The organism is Nocardia sp. NPDC052001 (genome assembly GCF_040680615.1).
GTDB lineage: Bacteria > Actinomycetota > Actinomycetes > Mycobacteriales > Mycobacteriaceae > Nocardia.
On the sequence record NZ_JBFAXC010000005.1, the window covers coordinates 59,391 to 77,497 of the forward strand.

Consider the following 18,107-nt stretch of genomic DNA (forward strand, 5'->3'; position numbering starts at 1 on the left):
CGGGAACGACGTCGGCACACCCGGTCCCGAGGTGGAATGTCGGCGGGTGAGGGAGAAGACGTGGGGATACGCGCACGCCGGCTGACGGTGGCCTGCACCGTTCTCACCCTGATCGCGGTACTGCTCAGCGGCTGTACCCGGGATGTGCGCGGGCGCGCGGTATCGATCTACGACGATCCCTTCAAGGTCGCCGGACTACCCACCACCAGTGGCCCCAACGGCCCGCGCGCGGGCGTTCCGGACAGCACGCTCACCGCCGCGAACTCCGATGGCGGACCGATCGACAAACTCGTGCTCAACGCCCTCGAGGATATCCAGACCTATTGGCAGGCCGAGTATCCGCGCGATTTCGACGGCGCCTTCAAACCCGTCGACAAATTCCTGTCCTGGAGCGCCAAAGCCCCACGCGCGCAGGCCATGCAGTTCTGCGAGGAATCCACCTACCGACTGGTCAACGCCGCCTTCTGCAGCCTGGACGGCTCCATCGGCTGGGATCGCAGCGTGCTGCTGCCCACCGTGCAGGAGACCTTCGGCAAGATGGCCGTGGTGATGGTGCTGGCCCACGAGTACGGGCACGCCATTCAGACCATGGCCAATATCGTCAGCCGCAAGACCGCGACCCTGGTCAAGGAACAGCAGGCGGACTGCTTCGCGGGCGCGTTCATTCGCAATGTGGCCGAAGGCAAGTCGAAGCATTTCACCATCAACACCTCCGACGGTTTGAACGCCGTGCTGGCCGCCACCGTAGCCATTCGCGATGACAATCCCAGCGATCCGGGCAGCGTGCACGGATCGGCGTTCGAACGCGTCACCGCGGTGCAGATCGGTTTCACCGACGGCGGCAAGGGCTGCAAGGGCATCGACACCAAGGAGATCGACCGGCGGCGCGGCAATCTGCCGCAGTCCTTCGGCAATGACACCACCAATGGCCAATCCGATGTGGACAGAACCAATCTCGACGAACTGTCCAAGGCCATGGCCGACATCATGCCGATCAAGAAGGAACCCAAATACACCTTCGACGGCGCGAAACTGAACTGCAGCAACGGTAAGGACACCGAACCGGTCACCTACTGCCCGTCCAGCAACACCATCGGCACCGATCTGCCCGCACTGCACGATCGCGGCGTCGCCGACGATGACGGACAGGATGCGTTGCCGGTCAAGGTGACCGGCGATTTCACCGCCTACGTGGTGTACATCTCGCGATACGCGCTGGCCGTGCAGCAGAGCGCCGGACAGGCGCTCAAGGGCGCGAAAACCGGTTTGCGGGCGGCCTGCCTGTCGGGCGTGATCACCGGAAAACTGGCCGACCCCAACAGATCCAAGGCCAATGGCAATATCAGCCTCTCCCCCGGCGATCTGGACGAGGCGGTCTCGGGCCTGCTCACCGACGGCCTCGCGGCCAGTGATACCGACGGCCGCACGGTGCCGAGCGGATTCTCCCGCGTGGACGCCTTCCGCGCGGGCGTGCTCGGCAACCAGAACACCTGCACCTCCAGGTATTCCTAGACCGTTCAGCCGAAGGGCGGCGGGGCGATCGGCTCCAGGCGCAGCACCCGATTGCCGAGCATGACCTCCGCGCCCGGCATCAGCAGCATCGGCTGATTCGGTTGCAGCCGAATCCAATCCCGATAGCCGGGCGGCCGCACCCGGGTGCCATTGGTGGAACCCCGGTCGACCACGGTGACATCCCAGTTCACCAGCCGGATCTCGGCGTGCGCGCGGGACATGCCGCCGGAGGAATCGTCGATCTTCAAGGGCGCCAATCCGGCTCGCGCCGCCTCGGACTGTTCCGGATCACGCCCGGCGACCGCGTCGGTGGCCAGCATGTACGTCATACCGTCATCGAGCACCAGCATCCCCAGCGGCGGCCGGATCACCTCGGCCACCGGCTGCGTCTGATCCACCGGCATCCCGCACACCGAACAGAACGCCGAGCGCGGATCGCTGGGATGCGCACGCGCGCACTTGAATCCGAGCACCTTGACGGTGAGCGTGGTCGCCTTGGCGGTCGCCTCCAACCGCCGCTGCAATCCCGGATCGGGTTTGGGCGCGGGATTGGTGCCGCCCATCTCGGTCGGCGCGCGATGCGGGTCGTAACCGGCCGTGGCGGCCTCGGATTCATCGGTGTCGTCGTAACCGGCGGTACCGGACGATGATTCGAAGTCCCGATCCAGATCGACCGGAATCCGATTCGAGGTGCGGGTCGGAGTCAGGTTGGGGTCCAGCGGAATCCGATCCGGCTCCGGATCGAAGGCCGCGGTCGGCGCGGGCAGATCGACCTGCGTCGACTCCAACTCGACCGGGATCGGCTCGGCCCGGGTGTCGAACTCCGTGTGGACGCGGGGCTGCCAGGTCCGCGCCGGCTCGCCCTCGAACCAGACGATCGCGCCCGCGGCCTGCGCGATTCCCGTTACCAGGGAACCGATTCCGCGCTCGGGCAGTTCGGGCACCTGTCGCGTGGCGTCCTCGGCGAACAGCGCGGCCGCGCGGGCCGGATGCGCGGCGACCCGATCCACGGTGAACGCGGCATCGCTGCCGCGGTAGTACTCGACGGCCGGTCCGGCCAGCACCGCGGTCACCGAACCGTGCAGGAAGAGCGCGACCCCGCCGGTTTCGGCGGCCGAGAGGATGCCGAATTCCACGGGAACCCCGGGTGAGATGCGCTCGGCTTCCTTCATGAGCCAGCGGGTGGCCTGCCGCGCGACCAGGCGGCCCGGTCCGTCGGGGGCCTGTTCGGTGGCTTCGAGGACCAGGTCGGCCAGCGCCCGTCCGGCGATGGCGGCGCGTGAATCCGCCGTGAGTGCTCCCCGTTCCCGGTGTGCGACCAGGATGACCGCCCCCGCCGCCCGCAGCACCATATGCGCGCCCGCGACAACCTCGACCTGCCGATCCATCAATGGAACCGGCCCCCGGTGTTCGCGCGGCGCGGGATGTTCAGCACACCGACCAGGTTACGTTGCCGCTCCGCGTTGCGTCCGAGCCACCGTCGCGCGATGACGGTAGGACGGCATCGCGCCGGGTCCGGTGATCTTCGACCGCGCCCGGCGGCGGGCGCGGTCCGTTATTTTGAATGCACCGTACGGGAGGAACGAGGACCCTCATGGTTCGGAATTCACGCAGAGCGCTCTTCGCCGCATGCGTTTCACTCACCGCCCTATTGCTGACCGCGTGCAGCGTCAGCGGTACCGCGACCCCCGGCGAGATCGATGTCCGCAAGCTCGAGGTGGGCGGTTATCCGGTCGACCGGCACACCTATGCGCAGGACGCGGGCTCCAACGGCCCACTGCTGGAAGGCTTCCGGATGTCCGAAGCCGTGGTGCCCACCGTCAAGATCGACCCGTCGCTGGTGTACGGCGGCGGCGGGCGCGCCACCACCGATACCGCCGACGCCACCAAGGTCGGGCTGGCCGCGACCTCCCAGCCGGTGCTGGACCGCAATCACCTGATCACCGCCTTCGCCGCCAGCGGCGCGGATCAGCCCGGCGGGCCCACCCAGAAGGGCGGCACCTCGGTCACCAATATGGTGATGCGCTTCTCGGACGACAAGACCGCCAAAACCGCGGCGCGCGAACTGGAGGACGCCGATTTCGGCGTGGCCCCGGATCTGAACAAGAAGCTCGCGCTCAGCCAGTACCCGGACGCGTTCATCCACTGGCGGCCGGGCATCGCGACCATCGGCGCGTTCCTGCCCTATAAGCAGTACGTCGTCTCGCTGTTCATCGAGCGCCCGACCGCCGATCAGCAGGATCTGCTGTCCTGGGTGCGCAAGACCTTCGACGCGCAGGTCCCGGTGCTGGACCACTTCACCCCCACCCCCGAGGCCAATCTGACTTCGCTGAAGGTGGATCCGAACGATCTGCTGGCGCGCGCGGTGATCAAGGATCGCAACGGGCACGTCCCCGATCCGAAGCAGTTCGCCGTCTACGGCGGCACCAAGATCGTGCACAACGCCAATAACGAGACCAAGATCCAGCAGGCCGTGACCGACAGCGGCGCGGACGCGCTCGCCACGGTCGGCGAGGCATGGCTGATCCGCGCCCGGGACGACGCGGGCGCGCAGGCGCTCATGCCCGCCCTGCTCGCCGATGAGACCGACCATTACGACAGCGTCGCCGCCCCCAATGACGTGCCCGGCGCCAAATGCGTGCAATTGAACAGTAAGGGCGATACCGATTCCGAGTTCAAGAACCGCTGCTATGTCGTCTACAAGCGGTATATCGGCGTCGTGAGCAGCGATGACGAACCCGATGTGCGGCAGAAGATCGCCGCGCAGTACGCATTGCTGGCCAACAGTCTGTGACCCGATGCGCCTCCCGCAAGTAAGCTCCGGCGTGCAGTAGCCGCAGTCAGATCGGGGGGTTCCAGCCATGGCGATGAGTCCGGGCGTCATCGTCGGCGGTTACCGGATCGAGCGCGTACTCGGCTCCGGCGGGATGGGCACCGTCTATCTCGCCAAACATCCGAGCCTGCCGCGCATGGACGCGCTCAAGGTGCTCTCCGCCGATCTTTCCCGCGACGGGGAGTTCCGCCGCCGCTTCGAGCGCGAAGCCAATCTCGTTGCCGGACTTGATCATCCGAATATCGTCGCGGTGCACAATCGCGGCGAGGAGAACGGTCAGCTCTGGATCGCCATGCAGTACGTGGAGGGCACCGATGCCGCCGCGGAACTCAAACGCGATCCGACCGCCATGAATCCGCTACGCGCACTGAGCATTATCGGCCAGGTCGGCAGCGGACTGGACTACGCGCATCGAAAGGGCCTGCTGCACCGCGATATCAAGCCCGCCAACTTCCTGCTGTCGCATGTCGACGGGGAGGACGAGCGCGCGCTGCTCGCCGATTTCGGGGTCGCCAAATCCACCGATGACACGGTCGAGCTCACCCAGACCGGCAGTTTCGTCGCCACCATCGCCTACGCGTCGCCGGAGCAGCTCTCCGGGGAGCCGCTCGATCATCGCTCCGATCTGTACAGCCTGGCCTGCTCGTTCTACAAGCTGATCACCGGCCAGAACCCCTATCCGGCAACCCAGCCCGCGCTGGTGATGATGGGACATCTGCACGAACCGCCGCCCCGCGTGACGACGGTGAACCCGCAGCTGCCCGCGGCCCTGGACCAGGTGCTCGAACGCGCCCTGGCCAAGAATCCGGCCGAACGCTTCAACAGCTCCAGGGAATTCACCGAGGCGGCCGCGAATGCGCTGACTCCCGGGCACAATCCGGTGTCGACGAACACCTCACCGACCCATCCGATTCAGGTCGGCGCATCCGGGCTGTTCGGGCGCAGTGATGCGACAACAAGCCGCACAGCGCTTTCCGAACCCGATTCGGCCGATCGCACGGGGCGCAGGACCCTCTATCTGGGCTCGGCGGCCGCGGTGATCGTGGTGGCGCTGGCCGTCGGAATCAGCGCGATCGTCTTGCGCGGCAATAACGACGAACCCGCTTCGACACCCGCCGCCGTTGTCACGACCACCGCCGCGCCCATGTCGATGGACAAGGCGCGCAGCGATAATCCCGCGTTCGCGGGCAAATCCATCACCCTGGTCGACGTCACGCAGGGGACGCTGTCCGCCAAATACGCCATCTACCTGACCGGGACCGAACAGGCGAAGTTCATGACGCGGCTGGGCTTCGTCTACAACTCCGAATACGAGCCCGTCGGCGATGAGACCTCACCGCGTCCCGCCACCGGCTACGGCTCACTGAAGGTGAAAGACGACTCCTATATCGTCGCCGTCCGCAGCGATGACAAGGCCGGTGGCGGTGGACAGCTCGGGCTGCCCAGTGAGATCACCGGTTCGCACGCCGTCGTGGTGACGCTGGACGACGCGGCCGCCGTCGCGGCCATGCGCAATTGGACCCCGGAATCGGAGCAGATGCTGCTGAACAAGCTGGTCCCGGTGCTGCACAACCAGATCAAATAGGGAGTGCCCGCATAGCGGGCCGGGGAGGGGAACCATGGGAAGGTTCGGTCGCGCGCTATCGGCCGCCGGTATCGCGATGGTGGTGGCGGGGACCGCCGCCTGCGGATCGGATACGGCCGCACCGGCGGAGCCGGTGGTGGATGTGAGCACCCTCGATGTGGGTAACAACACCACCACACCGAAGTTCTACGACAAGCCGGTGTCCACGGATCACGCCAAATTGATGGAGGCACTGCGGCTGGCGAGCTATATCCCGCTGCCGTCCGAGGTCGATCCCGAGGTGAAGTACCCCGCACAGGCCATGAGCGTGGTGGTGCGCAGTTTCGTCGATCTCAGCTCCGCCGCGATCCACAACCGGGTGCACGCCGATGCGGCCGTATTGAATTCCGCCGCATCGGGATTCATGAGCGGATTCGTGACCAGCGGTAAATCCGACGAGAAGATCTCGCTCTCCTACGAGCTGGAGAATATCGTGCTGCTCTTCACCGACGAGCAGTCCGCGAGCGCCGCCGCGCCCGTGCTCGGGCAGGCGGACTTCGCCAGCACACCGGGTGCGGAGCGGGTGCCGATCGACGGGTATCCGGCGGCGTACGCACTGGTCGAGAAGGGCAATGGCGGCCCGTTCCGATCCTGGTACGCCACCGGCAGATTCGTCATTCTCACCAATATCTTCGACAGCGTGATGGCGGAAATCCATGAACGCGATCTCACGAAAATGGCGGCGCGCGTGCGGCGCAGCCTGGATGTGATCCCGCCCGCCCTCGCGAAATTCCCGGTCACCCCGCTGGACGCATTGCTGGGTATCCCGGTGGATCCGGACGGGGTGCTGGCCCGCTCGTTGCCGACGGTGCTCGCCGATCCCTCGCAGGCCGGCATCCCCGGCATCTACGACCGGCGCGGCGGACTCCAATTGGTACAGGGCGCGGATGAGGAGAAACTCTTCGACGAGGCCGGGGTGGACCGCGTCGCATGGCGCGGCAACTACCTCTTCCGGGCGCGAGATGCGGCGGGTGCGGCACGGATCGTCGACGCGCACAGCGCGACCTCGCGCCGATTCCGGCCGGTGGACTCCCCGAAGAACCTGCCGAATGCCAAGTGCCGCAAATATATCGGGCCGGGTGTGGGAATAATCGCGCACTACTGCTTCGTCTCCTACGGCCGCTATGCCGCGGAAGTGTCGGCCAATCAATTGCTGGACGCACAGCAGCGCATCGCCGCGCAATACGCGCTACTGGTCAATGCGCACTGATATGGGGGTAACTGTAATGCGCACCAGTCGAATTCGCGGCGCGGTAGTGCTGATGGCCGCGCTCCTGACCGCCGGTTGCGGATCGAATGTCGGCGGTTCCGCGCAGCCGGGTGAAATCGATGTGCGGACACTGGATGTCGGCAAATACGCCACCGGTCCGCTGGAAGAGCGGTTCATCTACTACCCCGATCTGGGGAAGGGCTTCAATCTGGCGGCCACGCGGCTGGCCGATAAGCTGGCGAATGGCTCGGATATCGATCCGCGGTTGACCTACGGCACGGGAATGCGGGCGTTCATCGATCCGGACAAAGGCAATCTGCTCGCGAAATCCTCGCGAGCGGTGCTGGCCGATAATGGCATGTTGTTCGGGGCGGCCGCGAGCACCGCCGAGAAATCGGTCGACAGTGACGGAAAGCTGCCCGATAACATCACTTTCGCGGCACTCACCGTCGTGCAATTCGCCACCGAGGCGGCGGCGGACAAGGCCGCGCGGGAGATGGAGGCGGCGGATTTCGGGGTCGCCGCCGCGGCCAATCAGCCGGTCACGCTGTCGAAATATCCGGCGGCGCACGCACATTGGCGACCGGATCAACCGTCGCTCGGATCCCGGCTCGCCCACGGGAAATACGTCGTCGATCTGGTGGTCGGCCTGCCCGCACCGGACCTGACTCAGCTCACCGCTCTCACCGAACGGGCGTATGACGTGCAGCTGGGACTGCTGGACGGGCTGGCGGCGCTGAGCAAGGAGGACGCGCTGCGGCTGCCGTACGACCCCGACGACATGTTGCGGCGCACCCTGAATCCCAGTGGCCTGGGCAATCCCGACACCACCAGTCAGTACGTCTCCGAAACGCATGGATTCCTGAATCAGCTGACGGATCAAGCCTATTGGCGGCACGTATTCGACGAGAACGGCGTGGATCGCGTGGCCAACAGTACGGAGATGTCCAATACCACGCTGCTGTATCGAGCACGCGATACCGCGCAGGCTCGCGCACTCGCCGGATTGATTCTGACCAAGGCATATCCCGGGGCGACCGGCGCACCGTCGGCGCTGCCGAATGCGATATGTGGCGAACGCACGAAAAAGGACAATTTCTACACCAAACGTTACCGGTGCGCGGTGACATATCGCCGCTACGTAGCGACGGTCGAAGGCGACCAACTCGCCGATGTGCATCAGCGAGCGAACGCCCAGTACGCATTGCTGGCCAATAGCACGTGGTAACCCCTTTGTGACGTACGCACTGGTCACAGGGACCGGTCCTTGGGTAGTGTGCTGGCGAATTGCTGTAACAGGGGTGGAACCGCCGGGCCGTGACTTCCGTCTAATCAGGTTGTACGAGGTCTCCCGCTCGCGCAGTGTGCGGTACATAATCGAAAGGAGGCACCGGTGGCCGGTGCATTCGAAGCCAGTAATGAGCTCATCCAGGCCAAGGCCCAGGAGTTCAAGAAGACCCACGACATGCTCATGCACGCCATCGCGGATCTCAAGCGCGATGAGGACGCCATGACGGTCGGCTCGAATTGGCAGGGTGGGGCACGGGACGCCTTCAACGCCTTCATGGAGCGGTACTACTTCCAGGCCGACAAGCTCAACGACAAGCTGGCGCAGACCGCCGAGAACCTGATCCGCGTCGGCTCCAATTACGAAGAGCACGACCAGGACTACAAGTCCCAGATCAACGCGCAGGTCTCCAGCCTCGACCTGCCCCCGGTCTAAATCGCTCCCCCTTCCTTCCTCTCCTTCCGAAAAGGACACCACCATGGCAGCAGCCAACGGCCAGGTCATCTCCGCCCACTTCGAAGGCGTCGCCGACGGCGCCAACTCGGTCATCCGCCGTGCCGAGCACATTCGCGACCAGCTCGAAGCTTTCCACCGCAGCGTGGAGGAATTCGTCACCAACAACTGGAAGGGCTCGACCAACGAGGCCTTCGCCGATATGCAGCGCATGTGGAACACCCACGTCGCCCAGCTCAACGCCACCCTCAGCGGCGCCGGCACCCTGGTCCGCACCGGCAATGCCGAACTCCAGGCCAAGGACATCGCCCTCGCGGGCCTGTTCTGAACCGAACGCACAAGAGAAACAGAGCGCGCCCCGACAAGAGTCGGGGCGCGCTGTCGTCGCTGGGGAATGGCGGGGCGTAGCACCGGTCAGGCGGGTGGGAGCCAGCCGAGTTGGACGAGGTCCTCGCCGGAGCGGGTGACGTAGGTGCCTCGGCCCGGGGGCATCAAGGACGGCCGAGTATTGCCGAAGAGGATGCCTTCCTCGCGGCTGGTGCTCATGATCAGGGCCGCGGAGTTGAGTTCCTTCATGCGGTTGAGCGTCGCCTCGTACAGGGCGCGGCCCGCACCGCCGGAGCGGCGGGCGATGATCAGGTGGAAGCCGAGGTCGCGGGCGTGTGCGAGGTGATCGACGAGGGCGTGCATGGGGTTGCCGGTGGCGGTGGCGACCAGGTCGTAGTCATCGACGATCACGTACAGCTCCGGGCCCTTCCACCAGGAGCGGTCCTTGAGCTGCTGCGGGGTGACGTCCGGGCCGGGCATGCGCTGGGTGACATACGCCGCGAGATCGGCCATCTGCCGGGTGAATTGCGGTGCGGTGGAACCGTATCCGGCGAGATAGCCCTGCGGTACGGTGCCCAGCATGGTGCGGCGGTAGTCACCCATGATGATGCGGGCTCGGTCGGGAGTATTGGTCGCGCAGATGGATTGAACGATCGAGCGCAACAGCGTTGTCTTACCGCTCTCCGAGTCGCCGATGATCACGAAATGCGGACTCGTCGCGAAGTCCAGGTACACCGGGGCGAGCTCTGATTCGTTGATGCCGATCGGGAAGCGCAGCGTCGGTTGGTCGGTGTCATTTCCAGGAGCGGGTGCCAGCGCTGGCAATTCCTCGCGGGGCAGACGCTCCGGCAGCATGCGCACGCGCGGGGCGGGGCGGCCGGGCGTACGTTCGGCGATGGCCGAAACCGCCTGCGCCACACCGATTCCCAATGTCGTCGGATTCGGGTCGCCGTCCACGCGCGGGAGCGCGGTGAGCATATGCAGCAGATCCGCGGTCATACCGCGACCGGGCCGCCCCTGCGGTACCAGCGCCGCGAATTTGCGCCCGAGGTCCGAATCCATCGGATCGCCGAGCCGCAGTTCGATGCGGGTGCCGATCTGATCCTTGAGCGCGGGTCGCGCCTCCGGCCAGCGCGCGAGCGAGATCACCACGTGCACGCCGTACGAAAGTCCCTGCACCGCAAGGTTCATGACGGTCTGTTCCAGCGCCTCGAATTCCTGCCGGAAGGTGCCGTATCCGTCGATCACCAGGAAAGCGTCCCCGAACTGGTCCTCGTGCGCCCCGGCCGCCGCGGCGCTGGTGGCCGCCGCCACGGACCGCAATCGCCGGAATTCCGCCATGGATTCGATGCCGAGCTGCCGGAATCGGGCCTCGCGCTGCCGCACGATCGTCACCATCTCGGCGACGGTGCGGCGCACCTTATCCCCCTCCATCCGGCTGGCGACGGTGCCGACGTGCGGCAGCCCCTCCAGCCCGACCAGGGTGCCGCCGCCGAAGTCCAGCAGATAGAACTGCGCCTGTTCCGCGGTGTGCGTCAACGACATTCCCATGACCAGCGAGCGCAAGGCCGTCGACTTACCGGACTGCGGCCCGCCCACCACCGCCACATTGCCGCGCGATCCGGACAGGTCCACCACCATGGGATCGCGGCGCTGATCGTACGGCCGGTCCACGATGCCGATGGGCGCGCGCAGCAGCGCGATCGGATTCCAGTCCCCGGTGAGCACCGAGCGCGGCACCAGTTGATCCAGCGTGGGCGCGGCATCCAGTGGCGGCAGCCAGATCTCGTGCGCGGGCCGCCCGTGCTCGCGTACCCGCGATACCAGCATTTGCAGGTTGGAGACCTGTTCGGCCTCCGGCGGCAGCTCCAACTCGGCGGCCCGCACCGGCAGCGGAATATGGTCCTCCGCACGGAAATCCACATGGGTGGCCGTGAACGGCCGTGCGGTGATGTCGATATCGCCGTCGAAGGCGTCCGCGGCGAGTTCACGTTGCGCGCCGACACCCGCATAAGGCCCGGAAACATAGGCGGATTGGAACCGCACGATCTCCCCGGAGTCGGATTTCAGATAACCGCCGCCGGGATTGCCCGGCAGATTGTAGGCGTCCGGAACACCGAGCACCTGCCGGGATTCATTGGCGGAGAACGTCTTCAACCCGATGCGATAGGACAGGTGGCTCTCCAGTCCCTTGAGCCGCCCTTCCTCCAGCCGCTGCGAGGCGAGCAGCAGGTGCACATGCAGTGACCGCCCCAGTCGTCCGATCATGGTGAACAGTTCCGCGAAATCCGGGTGCTGCGAGAGCAATTCGGAGAATTCGTCCAGCACCACGAACAGCGCGGGCATGGGATCGAGATCCGCCCCGGCGGCCCGCGCCTTCTCGTATTCGGAGACATTGGCGAAATTGCCCGCCGCGCGCAGTACTTCCTGCCGGCGGTTCATCTCACCGGCGAGCGCGTCCCGCATGCGCTCGACGAGATCGGCCTCTTCCTCGAGATTGGTGATGATGGCCGCGACGTGCGCGACGCCCTCCAATCCGAGGAAGGTCGCACCGCCCTTGAAGTCCACCAGTACGAAATTGAGCTGATCGGGTGAATGCGTGGCGATGAGCGAAAGCACCAGTGTGCGAAGGAATTCCGATTTTCCGGAACCGGTCGCGCCGATGCACAACCCGTGCGGTCCCATACCGCCCTCGGCGGCCTCCTTGATATCCAGCACCACCGGCAGCCCGTCCGCGCCGACGCCGAACGGCACCCGCAGCCGCTCGCGGCCGTAGCGCGGCTGCCAGGAATTCTCCGGGTTGAAGGTGCCGATGTCGCCGAGACCGAGCAGTTGCGCCCAGCTCGAAATGACCTCGCCCTCTTCACCACCGGAGTCCCCGGCGCGCTGTACGGCCGCCCGGTACGGCGCGAGCCGACGCGCCGCCTGTTCGGCCTCGCGCGCACCGATGCGATCGATGACGGCGAACCGCTCCATGGCCCCGGACGGTCCGCGCCCGGCGCATTCCCCGTTCTCCACCAGCATCTGAATACCGCGCGAGGCGGCCAGTCGCGGCGCGTACCCGCACAGGTCGACGATGGTGACGCCTTCGAAACCGTTCTCGCGCAACGGATCTTCCTCGGCCTCCAGCAGTCCGCCGTCCACCACCAGCACGATCTGCACCAGATTCGGATTGGGCGGCTGATTACGCGAATACCGCACCCGGTTGTACAGCAGCGGCGCGAGGCTCGCGTGCGCTTCGCGAATGGACCCGAACACCATGCGCTCGCTGCCCACCCCGTCCTGCGCGTCCGGATGCTGGCTGTGCGGCAGCCATTTCACCCATTCCCATTCGCGGGCGGTGTCGGGACCGCAGACGACGGCGATGAGTACCTGATCCGGCCCCTGGAACATGGCCAGCTGTACTAGCATTGCCCGCGTCATCTCGCGGGCCTGTGCCCGGTCTCCGGTGAGCTGCACGCTCGCGAAGCCCTTCACCGCGAGCGCGGTTGGCAGATCCGGAACCGTCGAATGGGTTCGGACGAAGCGTCTCAGCGACACCGCAGCTATCGGCTCCAGCTCCTCCACCGGACCGGTCTCCGGCGCCACCAGCCGGGTGGCCAGACGCTGGCCGCCGAGGCCGATGCGGGCATGGCAGAAATCCTTGTCGCCGGGACGTCGCTCCCACATGCGCGTGGTCCCCGCGAGCATCCAGATGAGCCCGGGTTCGGGATGGCTCCACTCGACCGCGGCGCGCTGCTGCGCGGCGGTCTCCTCGACATCGCGGCGCACCTGATCCAGATAGCGCAGATAGTCCTTGCGGTCCTCGTTCGCCTCCGCGGCCTTCTGCCCTTTACCGCCCTGACCGGCATACATGCCGACCATGGAGAACACCATCATCATCGGGAACATCAGGCTCATGGGATTGCTCGCGAGACCGCTGCCCGAGGTGAACATGAGCACGACCATGCCCAGCATGCCGACGCCCATGACCACCGGCATGAGCTTGCCGAACAGGTTCGCCGGAATGTTGCGAGGAATCTCCGGCGGCGGCTGTAGCGTCACCTCGCCGCCCGGTGAGCGCGGAATCTCCCGGCGTGGACGGCGCTGGAAACGGACGGTGCTCATCGCGTGCGGAATCCCCCATCGCGTGTCTGGAATTGCGGGCTCAGTGTACGACCGGCGACCTCGATGCCGTACAGTCTGGGCAGCATTTACGCATCTCAGTCGAGAAATACCGTCCGGCGCAGCACGTGTTCCCGCGCGCCGATGAGGACTCACAGAGCGCACCGACGTTTGGGGGCAGCAGCGTGACACAGCCGCGTAGTGGCCATCGGACCCAGCCGCGTAGTGGCCATCGGACCCAGCCGCGAGTCGAGGCCCGGTGACCCAGCAGCGCATGGACCATATCGATGACGCGCGCGGTCTGGTTCGTGCGCCCGATCTGGCCCGGGTCACCCTGCTCGCCAAGCACACCCAGGTCGATATGGCCATCCCGGTGGATGTGCCGGTGGCACTGGTCATTCCCAGCGTGGTCGATATGGTCGCCCAGCACAGCCTCGCCAATGACTTCGACAATGACGGCGAACAGTTCGAACCGCACGAATGGGTGCTGGCCCGCATCGGCCGCCCGCCGCTCTCCAATTCGCTCAGCCTGGCCGAACAGGGCGTGCACGACGGTGAACTGCTCATGCTGGAGAGCGCCGAGCACACCGCGCCCACCCCGCTGTTCGACGACATCATGTACAACGTCGCCATCGCGGACGCCGATCATTTCCGCGGCTGGACACCGCGCACCGCCCGGCTGACCGGTTCGATCCTGGCCGTGCTGACCATGCTGACCGGCTGCCTCGGCCTGCTCGCCGCACCCGATGCCATCCCCGGCTGGGTGAGCGGCACGGTCGCGCTGTTCATCGCGGTCCTGCTGGTCATCTCCAGCATGGTGCTGAGCCGCATGTACTCCGATACCGCGAGCGCACTGGTGCTGGGCGGCTGCGCCCTACCCGCCGCGTTCAGCGCGGGCATGCTGTTCGTCCCCGGCCATTACGGCTGGGCCAATCTGCTGCTCGGGGCCGTATTGACCGCTGCCACAGCGATTCTCGCGTGGCGGGTGAGCGGCGTCGGCCTCGGGGTGTTCATCGGCGCGACCACCCTCGCGGTCTACCTCATCCCGGCGAGCCTGCTCGGACTGCTCGGCCATGTGCCCGGCAAGGCCATCGGCGCGGGTGCGGCCGCCCTCGGTCTGGCCGGATTGTCGCTGGCCCCAAGGCTTTCCATGCTGCTGGCCAAACTGCCGCTGCCTCCGGTGCCCGCCCCCGGCACCCCGATCGACCCCACCGAGGACGATCCGGACGATCACCGCGCCCTGCCGACCATGGCCGCCCTGCGCGCCAAATCCCAGCGCGCACGCGAATATCTGGCCGGATTGGTCACCGCCACCACGCTGGTGACCGCGGCGGGCGCGCTCGCCGCGACCGATCCCGGCGCGGACAATCGCTACTGGCCGGGTCTGGCCCTCGCCCTGGTGTGCGCGGCCGTCCTCATGTTCCGCAGTCGCACCTACGCGGGCGCGGAACAGGCGGTGATCCTGATAGCGGGCGGTACGGCGATCCTGCTGATCCTGCTGGGTGGCGCGGCCTTCCTGATCCACCAGCCGCTCACCGTCTTCGGCCTGGCACTGCTGATCCTGGTGGCCGCCCTGGTACTCGGCATCATCGTCCCGCGCCGGCAGGCCACCCCGCCCATGCGCCGCGCGGTGGAACTCCTCGAATACGCCTTCGTCGCCGCCGTCGTCCCCCTGGTCTTCTGGGTAACCGGTCTGTACGCCCTGGTGCGCGGGCTGTGAGCGGATCGAATCGCCCTCGCGCGCATAGCGGCTACAAGTGGCGGGCAGCAAGCACGTGAATGTCAGGGTCTTCCGGGCGCGCGCGATGCGCGTTGTCACCGCCGGGGCGGTGCTGGCGATCGCGGCGGGCCCGGCGGTGGAGCCCGTTGCCGCACAGGCGGATCGGCCCCCGGCGATCAATCCCGGCCTGCTGCCACCGGGTGGTCCGGCCGCCCCGCCGGGTAAGACCGAGCATCCCGCGAATTCGCCCTGCATCAGCACGCAGGCGGGTGGTGACGGCCCAACGATTCCACCGACGCAGCGCGCCTTGGACCTCGACCACGCATGGCAATTCTCGCGTGGCGCCGGACAATTGGTCGCGGTCATCGATACCGGCGTCGCCCCGCATCCGCGCCTGCCGGGTCTCATCGCGGGCGGTGACTATGTCGCAAATGCCGGTGACGGCACCGAGGACTGCGATGCGCACGGCACCATCGTCGCCGGTCTCATCGCCGCGAATCAGCGTGCGGGAGAGGGCTTCGCGGGCGTCGCTCCGGAGGCCCGGATCATGACCATCCGGCAGACCAGCGCCATGTACCAGGCCGAGGGCGCGGGCCGGGACAAAGGCCCCGACGATATGCCGGACGGCTACGGCAAGATCTCCGCCCTGGCCTCGGCCATTCGCCGCGCCGCCGACGCCGGGGCCCGGGTCGTCAATATCTCCCTGGTCGCCTGTCCCACAAAGGAACCCGAGAGCACCGAGATGGGCATGCTCGGCGCGGCCGTGCAGTACGCGGCGGTCGACAAGGATGTCGTCATCGTGACGTCGGCGGGCAATACCGACACCTGCAAGGCGAGTAATCCGGGCTTCGATCCGCTGCATCCGAACGAGGATCTCTGGAATCACATCACCTCGTACGTGACCCCGGCGTGGTGGGACGAGTACGTGCTGTCGGTCGGCTCCATCGACGCGTTCGGCCAGCCCTCGAAATTCACCGTGCCCGGCCCCTGGGTCGGGGTGGCCGCGCCGGGCGAGGACGTCATCTCCCTCGACCCGCGCGGTCCCGGCCTGACCACCGCCAAGTTCACCAATCAGGGTCAGGTGAACCGTTACAGCGGAACGAGTTTCGCCGCGCCCTATGTCTCCGGCGTCGCGGCGCTGCTGCGTTCCCGGTTCCCCGATATGCCCGCGCGCGAGATCATCAGGCGCATCGAGGCCACCGCGCACGCACCGGGCGAGGGCTGGAATCCGTATGTCGGCTACGGCGCGGTCGACCCCATCGCCGCGCTCACCGCGGAAACGCCGAAAGACCTCCCGCCGAAACAGCCCAGCGCCGCCAAGGACCGGCAGCTGGCCATTCCCGCCGCCGCGCCGACGCCGGATAACACCGCCCGCGATGTGGCGCTCATCGGCACCGGAATCGTCTGCCTGCTGGGCATTCTCGGCTTCCTGGCCTCATTCCCGCTGCGCCGCCGTTTCGGCGTGCACTCCGACGACGCCTGAGCCCCTTCAGTTCTGCGTCTTGACCGGTTCCCCGGCGGGATTCGGATCCGGTGCTACGCCATCGTGCGCGACCATCGCGGCCTCGCGACTCAAGGTCGGCCCCGGCGCGAGCAGTCCGACGATCGGCCACGGCGCGGGTTCCGGCCGCACCGATTCCGGGTCCATGCCGAGGGATTTCGCGGCGTCGAGATTCCGGATGCCGTAGCGCACACCGTAATCGGAGACGAAGAACAGGCTGTCCCGTCGCTGACTGTCCGGTTCCAGCCCGGTGGTCTGCACATAGGCCCCGGCACCGGGCTTCAGATAGAACGAATCCACTTCCGGCCCATTGCCATCGGCCTGTGCGAGCGGCACCGGCCGGGCGCGATCGGGAATCGGCACGGCATGGCCGGTGAGCACGGTCAGATCGGCGTGTTTGCTGCCGTCGGACTTGTCGGCGGCCCGAACCGGTTGCCAGGCCAGACAATCCACCGGCTGATCCTTGCCGTCGACGATTCCGGGGGCCCGGTCCGGATAGTCGGCGACCGGCAGCGCCGAAGACACCGGCGCCCCGGTGCGATCGGCCTGCGCGATGTGATCGTCATCGGCCATGGACCGGTAGGCATTGCGCACGATGTCGGCGGTCAGCGGCGACACCGGTTGCAGCCCATCGACGAGCACCACGTAGTTCCGGCTGTCCGTGCGCACCCGCACCACATCGCCGATGCGATGGTCGCCGATCGAATAGTTGGGCGCGGCACCGGCATTCGCGATCTGCGGCGGCACGATGGGCAGCACCTCGGGAATCGCGTTGAGCAGTCCCTCACTGATCGGGCGCGGGGTGTGCCCGCGAATATCGAGGGCGTCCACCACCGCGCGATCGTTCATATCCAGCTGGGCGCGATGATTGTCGTAGATCAGATAGGTGTGATCGCGCCCCTGCACCAGCAGCGCTTTCCCCGATTCCAGTGCGGAGGCCTTCTCCCCGAGCACCGGATCACCGGCGAGCACGGAGGTGGTGAGGGTCCGGCTGCCGTCATTGGCGAGCACATCGCAGACGGTCCAGCCCCGGCCATTGCTCTTGGCCTCGAAATTCAGCGTCGCGGGCGCCCCTGGAATACCGATGAGCTGCCCGCGCGGCTTCTTGCTCAGCTCCGATTCCTTCACCGTCGCCGGTTTGGCGGCCTCCCCCGCCGCCAGCCGCGCCGAGGCGAGGTTCAGCGCCGGATGCACCACATTGTCGATGACCACGTAGACCGCGCCGGTGTCCTTGCCGATGAGGATCTTGTTCGACCCGATCTTGTCCTGCGGCCGCAGCAGAGCAAGCACTCCGCAACCCGCGAGCGCGACGCACGCCAGGATGAGCCCGACGCTGAATGCCCGGCTCTGCGAGCGCATCGGGTCGTGCAGCATCCGCACGTCCCTGCGCACCAGGGCGTGTTCCATGCGGCGAACCAGAAAGCGATAGCCGCTGACCTGCCATCGCGTCGTCGGTTTTGAAGGCATAAAACTCCCCCGACCAGTGATTGCGTTCGACGCACACAGTACAGTTCCCGGGAATCCGCATTCGCACT

Annotated in this window: 12 protein-coding genes; 9 read left to right on the forward strand and 3 right to left on the reverse strand. The window is 66.7% G+C overall.

Features of this window, described 5'->3' with window-relative positions; all coding sequences use genetic code 11:
• Positions 1-66 precede the first annotated feature (66 nt).
• Positions 67-1,512, forward strand: a complete 1,446-nt coding sequence (locus AB0L82_RS24595) for a metallopeptidase (RefSeq protein WP_364641766.1) — start codon at positions 67-69, stop codon at positions 1,510-1,512.
• 5 nt (positions 1,513-1,517) lie between these two features.
• Here the strand turns inward: AB0L82_RS24595 and AB0L82_RS24600 are convergent, their stop codons facing one another.
• Complete coding sequence (locus AB0L82_RS24600) at positions 1,518-2,900, reverse strand: FHA domain-containing protein (protein ID WP_364640708.1); 1,383 nt, start codon at positions 2,898-2,900, stop codon at positions 1,518-1,520.
• A gap of 206 nt (positions 2,901-3,106) precedes the next feature.
• Between AB0L82_RS24600 and AB0L82_RS24605 the strand changes: the two genes are divergently transcribed.
• The 6 genes from AB0L82_RS24605 to AB0L82_RS24630 all read left to right on the forward strand — a co-directional run bounded on the left by AB0L82_RS24605 (position 3,107) and on the right by AB0L82_RS24630 (position 9,248).
• Entirely contained in the window at positions 3,107-4,306 is a 1,200-nt protein-coding gene (locus AB0L82_RS24605; protein WP_364640711.1) for a hypothetical protein, read from the forward strand.
• 67 nt (positions 4,307-4,373) lie between these two features.
• Positions 4,374-5,930, forward strand: a complete 1,557-nt coding sequence (locus AB0L82_RS24610) for a serine/threonine-protein kinase (RefSeq protein ID WP_364640714.1) — start codon at positions 4,374-4,376, stop codon at positions 5,928-5,930.
• Positions 5,931-5,964: 34 nt separating this feature from the next.
• Complete coding sequence (locus AB0L82_RS24615) at positions 5,965-7,179, forward strand: hypothetical protein (protein ID WP_364640717.1); 1,215 nt, start codon at positions 5,965-5,967, stop codon at positions 7,177-7,179.
• A 16-nt stretch (positions 7,180-7,195) separates the two neighbouring features.
• Positions 7,196-8,407, forward strand: coding sequence for a hypothetical protein (locus AB0L82_RS24620; RefSeq protein ID WP_364640720.1), 1,212 nt, complete (start codon positions 7,196-7,198; stop codon positions 8,405-8,407).
• 165 nt (positions 8,408-8,572) lie between these two features.
• Positions 8,573-8,902, forward strand: coding sequence for a WXG100 family type VII secretion target (locus AB0L82_RS24625; RefSeq protein WP_364640723.1), 330 nt, complete (start codon positions 8,573-8,575; stop codon positions 8,900-8,902).
• Between the two features lie 43 nt (positions 8,903-8,945).
• Positions 8,946-9,248 carry a WXG100 family type VII secretion target gene (locus tag AB0L82_RS24630; RefSeq protein WP_067561747.1) on the forward strand — a complete coding sequence of 101 codons (303 nt, stop codon included), beginning with the start codon at positions 8,946-8,948 and terminating at the stop codon, positions 9,246-9,248.
• 86 nt (positions 9,249-9,334) lie between these two features.
• Here the strand turns inward: AB0L82_RS24630 and eccCa are convergent, their stop codons facing one another.
• Positions 9,335-13,354, reverse strand: coding sequence for a type VII secretion protein EccCa (gene eccCa / locus AB0L82_RS24635; protein WP_364640728.1), 4,020 nt, complete (start codon positions 13,352-13,354; stop codon positions 9,335-9,337).
• Positions 13,355-13,610: 256 nt separating this feature from the next.
• Here eccCa and eccD point away from each other — a divergent pair, with 256 nt between their 5' ends.
• Positions 13,611-15,071, forward strand: coding sequence for a type VII secretion integral membrane protein EccD (gene eccD, locus AB0L82_RS24640; protein WP_364640731.1), 1,461 nt, complete (start codon positions 13,611-13,613; stop codon positions 15,069-15,071).
• A 37-nt stretch (positions 15,072-15,108) separates the two neighbouring features.
• Positions 15,109-16,554 carry a type VII secretion-associated serine protease mycosin gene (mycP, locus tag AB0L82_RS24645; protein WP_364640734.1) on the forward strand — a complete coding sequence of 482 codons (1,446 nt, stop codon included), beginning with the start codon at positions 15,109-15,111 and terminating at the stop codon, positions 16,552-16,554.
• Between the two features lie 6 nt (positions 16,555-16,560).
• Here the strand turns inward: mycP and eccB are convergent, their stop codons facing one another.
• The gene (gene eccB / locus AB0L82_RS24650; RefSeq protein ID WP_364640737.1) at positions 16,561-18,039 is read right to left on the reverse strand and encodes a type VII secretion protein EccB; all 1,479 of its coding nucleotides are present in this window, start codon (positions 18,037-18,039) and stop codon (positions 16,561-16,563) included.
• Positions 18,040-18,107 lie beyond the last annotated feature (68 nt).

Bases quoted from the DNA above. Each gene is read 5' to 3' on its own strand.
- AB0L82_RS24600 (WP_364640708.1), bottom strand. From the start codon at position 2,900: ATGGATCGGCAGGTCGAGGTTGTCGCGGGCGCGCATATGGTGCTGCGG.
- AB0L82_RS24605 (WP_364640711.1), top strand. From the start codon at position 3,107: ATGGTTCGGAATTCACGCAGAGCGCTCTTCGCCGCATGCGTTTCACTC.
- AB0L82_RS24610 (WP_364640714.1), top strand. From the start codon at position 4,374: ATGGCGATGAGTCCGGGCGTCATCGTCGGCGGTTACCGGATCGAGCGC.
- AB0L82_RS24615 (WP_364640717.1), top strand. From the start codon at position 5,965: ATGGGAAGGTTCGGTCGCGCGCTATCGGCCGCCGGTATCGCGATGGTG.
- AB0L82_RS24620 (WP_364640720.1), top strand. From the start codon at position 7,196: ATGCGCACCAGTCGAATTCGCGGCGCGGTAGTGCTGATGGCCGCGCTC.
- AB0L82_RS24630 (WP_067561747.1), top strand. From the start codon at position 8,946: ATGGCAGCAGCCAACGGCCAGGTCATCTCCGCCCACTTCGAAGGCGTC.
- eccCa (WP_364640728.1), bottom strand. From the start codon at position 13,354: ATGAGCACCGTCCGTTTCCAGCGCCGTCCACGCCGGGAGATTCCGCGC.
- eccB (WP_364640737.1), bottom strand. From the start codon at position 18,039: ATGCCTTCAAAACCGACGACGCGATGGCAGGTCAGCGGCTATCGCTTT.